General features: G+C 44.1%; 6 protein-coding genes. All 6 read right to left on the bottom strand.

All coding sequences use genetic code 11. The annotated features are described in order from the left end of the window. Nucleotides 1-413, bottom strand: a 413-nt coding sequence (locus CCU_RS04835; protein ID WP_305803637.1) for a citrate/2-methylcitrate synthase, incomplete at its 3' end; no start/stop codon positions are given. Between the two features lie 186 nt (nt 414-599). After that, nucleotides 600-1,196 carry a metallophosphoesterase family protein gene (locus CCU_RS04830; RefSeq protein WP_055223143.1) on the bottom strand — a complete coding sequence of 199 codons (597 nt, stop codon included), beginning with the start codon at nt 1,194-1,196 and terminating at the stop codon, nt 600-602. A 49-nt stretch (nt 1,197-1,245) separates the two neighbouring features. Continuing rightward, nucleotides 1,246-3,204, bottom strand: a complete 1,959-nt coding sequence (locus CCU_RS04825) for a BMP family ABC transporter substrate-binding protein (protein ID WP_015533783.1) — start codon at nt 3,202-3,204, stop codon at nt 1,246-1,248. A gap of 355 nt (nt 3,205-3,559) precedes the next feature. Further along, nucleotides 3,560-4,924 (bottom strand): sensor histidine kinase, encoded by a 1,365-nt coding sequence (locus tag CCU_RS04820; RefSeq protein WP_015533782.1) that lies wholly within the window; start codon nt 4,922-4,924, stop codon nt 3,560-3,562. 3 nt (nt 4,925-4,927) lie between these two features. Further along, nucleotides 4,928-5,602: a response regulator transcription factor gene (locus CCU_RS04815; protein WP_015533781.1), complete on the bottom strand. Its 675-nt coding sequence runs from the start codon at nt 5,600-5,602 to the stop codon at nt 4,928-4,930. A gap of 93 nt (nt 5,603-5,695) precedes the next feature. Then, nucleotides 5,696-6,361, bottom strand: a 666-nt coding sequence (locus CCU_RS04810; protein ID WP_208896000.1) for a Na/Pi cotransporter family protein, incomplete at its 5' end; no start/stop codon positions are given.

The raw sequence follows: 6,361 nt of genomic DNA, 5'->3' as shown, positions 1-6,361 counted from the left end.
CTTTGGAGGATAACATCTCTTGTAAACTTTCTAGGAAGCTCCCTGTAGCACTCCATCATCTCAACAAATCTCTTAAACTGCTGCTCATTTGGAAGCTTTCCAAACAACAGAAGATACATAGTCTCCTCAAATCCGAATTTACTTCCGTGAAAACCTCTCTCGAGATCCTCAACATTGTACCCTTGATAATACAGACGACCATCAGTCGGCACTCTCTCTCCATCTATTACATCATATCCTATGACATCAGATATCTCTGTGAGTCCCGTGAGTACACCTTTTCCTGTGGAATCTCTGAGGCCTCTCTTGACATCATAATTGACATAGAGGTTCTGGTCTATCTTGCCAGATTCTGTACAATAACCTGTAAGCTCATCCAGTATTCTGTTATATTCCTCGCTGTTTCTTTCCAAACCTCATGTCTCCTTCCTTTATCCAATCCCTGTTCATCATCCCGGAGCTTCTCCGGATCTTATCAATAAACTATATCAACTCACCACAGTTTATCAAAAAAACTCCATTTTCGCAAGAAAGACAGCAATAAATTTGATTTATTCCTGTCTTTTCGCCAAAATTATTTAATTTCAAAATATTTCTGCCTAAATTTCAATAATATATCTCTCATAGGCATTTATGATCGTCGTGTCCTCGTATTTTGATTCGCGGACAAAATCTCTTCCATAATTTATATGCACATGGCCATGGACAAAATACTTAGGTCTGTACTCCTCCATAAGCGTTCTGAAACACTTAAAACCTGTATGTGGGAGATCCTCGGAATCATTTATCCTGTATGCAGGCGAATGGGCAACAAGTATGTCAAAGCCCTTGTTCCTCATGATCTTAAACCTGAGTTTCCGTACTCTTCTGGCCATCGCACGCTCGGAATACTGATGATCCGCACCACCAAACTTGTATTCCATCGAACCGCCAAGTCCCAGAATTCTGACACCCTTATACACATAAAGCTTGTCGTCTATGCACTCGCAGCCCCCCGGCGGTGTATCCTTGTAGCACACGTCGTGATTGCCATGGACATAGAGAACGGGCGCATGACTGAATGTCGCAAGGAACGACAAATACTGTGGCGATAAATCGCCACAGGATATTATCAGATCTATTCCCTCGACCTTACTCTTATCAAAATAATCCCACAAATACTTGGATTCTTCATCCGCCAACAACAAAATCTTCACGTATCTATTCCCCTGTACTACAGTATACCTTCTCCGTAGGAGATTTATCTTATTTCACTTCCGGAACCGACTTGAGCTCCAGACTCTCCGGTGTGTCTATACCCTGAAGTGCAACTACCGTCTTTGCCTCATCGACAAGATCGTCCTCTGTAGGGAGCATGCCCACTACATTCTCAGCAAGCCAATCCATCTTGAGTATATCTTCATGGAGCATCGCTCCGTCATCTTCATTTCTCACTATTCCGTTCTGGGATGTAAGCTTTCCGCTGAACGGTGTGATAGCGCCCTCTCTTATGAGGTTTGTCATAACCGATATGAGCTTCTGTGTTCCGGCCGGAAGGTGCTTTGAGCATATGACGTCAACTATTCCCGCTGACATACCCCACCAGTAGCTTATCGCATTGCTGGTCTCGTTCTTCTCCTCCTGCTTCCAGTTGCCCTCCAGTATGGATCTAAGGATCCTCTCATAGAATGCACCCCAGTTGTAGAAAGGCATGGCAAGGTTGACGACCTCTCCATTCTGATCATAGTGATAAAGTCCGAAGTTTCGTGACGCATCATCCGGCATGATCATGTCTCTATCGGATATATATGTTATTCCATTTCTCTCGAAGAACTTCTGTGGATCAGCATTCTTAACCTTCGTCCACTGCAGATATATCTTTGCCCTAGGGTTGACCATCCTTGCTCCGATGGCAAATGCATTGATGTTCGCTGTTGTTCCGAATATCGGATAATCAGCTACATATCCTATCTGTCCGTCAGCACACAGGCTTCCCGCTATCATACCGGTGAGGAACTTCACCTCGTACATTCTTGCATAATAGGTACGCACATGGCTGTTCGCAAGGCTGAGGGAACAGTTAAGTATCTTTATCTCCGGGTGGAGCACTGCAGTCTTAAGAGCCTCAGGAAGCATCTCAGGCCCTGTCGTAAATATCACATCATACTTCTCATCCACAAGTCTTCCAAGGCACTCTGTCAGCTTGGCAGGTGTATCCACATTACAGAAGGTTCTGCTGTCGACAGAATCTCCGAGTTTATTCTCCATGTCCATTCTACCCAGTTCATGGCTGTATGTCCAGACCGAGTTGGCTGGCGACTTATCATACACAAATGCCACCTTCAGGTTCGAAGGGCCTGATGGCTTTATAACCCTGTCGAGTATGGACTTCTTAGGCTCCACAGGATCGAGCTTTGGAAGAACCGTCTTATCCTTCTTCTCATTTGTGAGGACTATCTCATTCCATACCTTGTCAACACTGTCCTTCACCTGGGATGTAGTCATGTTCTTAAGAGCTTCATAGCCATACACATTGAGGAATACAAGCATGGCATCGTCCACTGTTATAGTGAGTTCCTCATTGCCCTTCTTAGCAAGATAAGCCTTCTCAAATGCGAGATGTGCCGAGTTGAAATCCAGTCTCTCATCCTCTGTGAAAACCGCATCTTTAGTGATCCCTATGAACTCCCTGAGCTTATCATATCCACCGAGCTGTGAGAAATATACATAGTTGATCCCCGTCTGCTTGTGGAAATCTATAAATTCAAAATATATCTTATTCTCAAGTGAGTCTGTCCTTCTAGGTATCTTTCTTGTAACCATGGCAGGAACTGAGTCCGCACCAAAGTATTTGAGCACACTCACTCTCTTATTTCCTTCTACTACATAGAATTTGTTCATATACTCATATACCTTTATCGGGTCATGTATACCTTCCTCTATGTGGGACTCACACAATGCGGCCCATTTCATTCCAAATTCAGTATGATAATCCAATATAGGCATAAAATTACTAGCAAACGCCGTCGTCCTTGCAGCGGTAGCGGTTCCAACCACGCGGTCAAGCGATATGGTCTGGAGACCAAGATTCACCTCACCCACAGTGTCGGATGGTGATATTATTTCATCCAAAACCGGAAGATATGGATATTCATTTTTTGCTACGGCTGCCTGATATCTCTTCTCACCAAGCTTCTGAGCCCTTAAATATTCGTTTGCTGACATACTATCACTCTCCTTATTCAAGACCATATAGTAATACTATAAAATTCAATAATCAAGAATTTGTTTCCTTCCGATCCGCCAAAATTATCTGCCTTTCAACTGCATGTTTTGTGAATTATGTATAAACCGCATTGTATGTTATGCATAATTACCACTTGATTTTTTCCGTAACATGCTGTATTATATTATTAAATTCAGAAGATTTCACATATTTTCGAACTTAATGTCGGTGTGTGTGAATACCAATATACTTAAGGAGTCTGGCTAATACACTTCCACCAGGCTCCTTTTTATTGTAGCATCTATTCTGTTCTTTTACAGCATTCCCCATCAAAATTCATTGATTTCGACTGCATCATTGTTCATCTTCCCTGTATGCGTCAAATGTAACCTTTATGTCAGTTCCCTTACCTGGTTCACTGTCCATATCAAGCTGTGCATTGTTGCGGGCAACTATATGCTTTACTATGGCCAGGCCAAGTCCTGTGCCACCTGTGGACTTCGATCTGCTCTTGTCCACTCTGTAGAATCGTTCAAATATCCTCTCCTGATGCTCCTTCGGGATTCCTATTCCCGTATCCTTCACCCTGAGTATAACCTTGCCATCCTCTGCCTTTACAGATACATCCACACTTCCATTCTTATTGTTATATCTGATGGCGTTGTCTGTGAGGTTATACACAAGCTCCTCCATCATCATCTTGTTCGCATATATATATCCGTGACTGCCATCATAGCTGAGTGTCACACTGTTCTTCTCTGCGTTTATCGCCAGCATATCCGTGGCTGTTCTGGCTATGACCGCCAGATCGATCTTCTCCATCAGTGGCGCATCCTCAGATACATCCAGCTCTGACAGTCTGATTATGTCATTGATGAGGGTGAGAAGTCTGTTGGAGTTCTTGTGGATCTCAGTTGCAAAATGATGTACATCCGCCTCGGTGGCCATACCTGTCTCGATAAGCTCCGAATACCCCGATATGGATGTGAGCGGCGTCTTGAGCTCATGTGATACATTTGCCGTGAACTCCTGTCTCATCTGTGAGCTCTTCACTATATCCGCATGCTGCTTCTGTATCATATCTATAAATGGCCGCATCTCCTTGTACGCAACTATGTGGGTATCGTCGTCCAGACTGTTTGCCATCTGCTCTATTGGTTTCAATATGTTTCTGGTCAGATAGTGTGTCACTATGATGGTGACACAGACCAGGATCGCCATCACCACCAGCATGACCGGCACAGCCGCAAGGAACATACTGATTACATTGTTGGTCTCCCTCGCTATTCTCAGCACCCTTCCAGACTTGAGCAGTATCGCATAGTAATATGTGCTCTTATTGAGGGTTTCCGACTTTCTTATAACCTGTCCATCACCATTTTCAAATGCCTCTGCTATCTCTGGTCTGTCAAGGTGGTTCTGCATGGAAGTCTCATCGGCCTGATTGTCATACAGAACACTGCCGTCAGGCGCTATAAGCGTCAGTCTGAGGTCATTGGTATCCACGCTTGCATACACACCGGTGTCATCCGCGTCGAAATCTCCGGTATTCTTAAACACCTCAGCATAGCCCTTCAGATCCCTTATGATCTCTGCCTTGTACACCTCATAGAATATGAATGTCGACAGAACCATGGTCACCGCTATGGCCACCAGTGAAAAGATGATAAACTCCAGATTGATAACCTTTTTCAGTCTTTTATCGTCTCTCTTACCCATATGCTACTCCATCTTATACCCTACATTTCTAACTGTCTTTATCATATTACCTGCTTCGCCAAGCTTCTGTCTCAAAGTCTTGATATGCATATCAAGGGTTCTGGATTCGCCCTCGTAATCCGTTCCCCACACATCCGACATGATTGTGTCTCTGTGAAGAACTATTCCTGCATTCACCATGAGAAGCTTTAAGAGTTCAAACTCCTTGAAGGTAAGCTCACACAACTCGCCGCCCACATGCACCTCGCGTCTCTCTGAATCAAGGGTTATATCCCCGAGTACCAGCTGCTTGTCATCCTGCAGCGCCCTGCTTCTTCTGAGCAGCGCCTTGACTCTGGATATGAGCTCCATCACGCCAAATGGCTTGGTGAGGTAATCATCCGCTCCTATATCCAAGCCCTTGACCTTGTCAAGCTCTGTAGTCTTGGCTGTCACAAGGATAATCGGAACTCTGACAGTATCAGGTCTGCTCCTGAGCTTCTTCACAATTTCAAGACCATCCATGTCTGGGAGCATGATATCCAGGAGTACCAGATCAGGGACCTTCTCCGCAGACCTTGAGAAGAAGGATTTCGCATTCTCAAACTCCTCCACCGCATATCCGCTGTTTTTCAGAGCAAACATCTCTATCTCTCTTATATTCTTATCGTCTTCTACAATATAAATATGTACTGCCATTTTGTCTCCTTTCCCTGTGTAATACCACTTTCATTTACATGCGTATTGCAATTTTATTTTTATCATTATTTTTTTATTTATACGTGCCAGATATCACTTCAGCTTGTACATCTCTCTGTAATATGTGTACATGCTCTGGAAATCTATGTTGGAATCCTTCTTCATGTTATCCAGATATTCATGTGTATCAAAGTTATCTGATTTTAACTGAAGCATTGCCACCGCCACGTTGGAACAGTGATCTGCAACTCTCTCATAGTTGTTGATAAGATTCTCCAGTGATATTCCGAGCTCAATGGTACATTTCCCCTTCTGAAGTCTCTTGATATGCTGCTTCTTAACCGCGCTGTTGAGCTCATTGATGGCTTCCTCAAGCGGCTCCACATGGGATGCCTCCTGAAGGTCTTCTTTGTCGTAAGCCTCCACAGTCATGCTGACTATGTTCTGAACTGCATCCTTGTATATACCCAGCTCTGACCTTGCCTTTTCTGAGAAGGACGCGCCCGCCTCATTCATCTTCCTGCATATATCCGCTATGGTTATGGCGTGATCCGACATTCTCTCAAGATCACCTATGACATGAAGTCCGATCGATACCTTCTGGCTATCCTCATGGGAGAGCTCCTTGCTGCTGAGCTTTACCATATAAGAACCGACCTCATCCTCATAGGTATCTATGATGCCCTCAAGATCCTCAACCTTATCCCTGACCGCTTCATCATAATTATCAACCAGTGACAGTGCCATATCAACACTGTT

The sequence above is a fragment of the Coprococcus sp. ART55/1 genome (assembly GCF_000210595.1).
Lineage (GTDB): Bacteria > Bacillota > Clostridia > Lachnospirales > Lachnospiraceae > Coprococcus > Coprococcus aceti.
The sequence above is the reverse complement of the archived record's forward strand: the minus strand, read 5'-3'. Positions and strand labels throughout refer to the sequence as shown.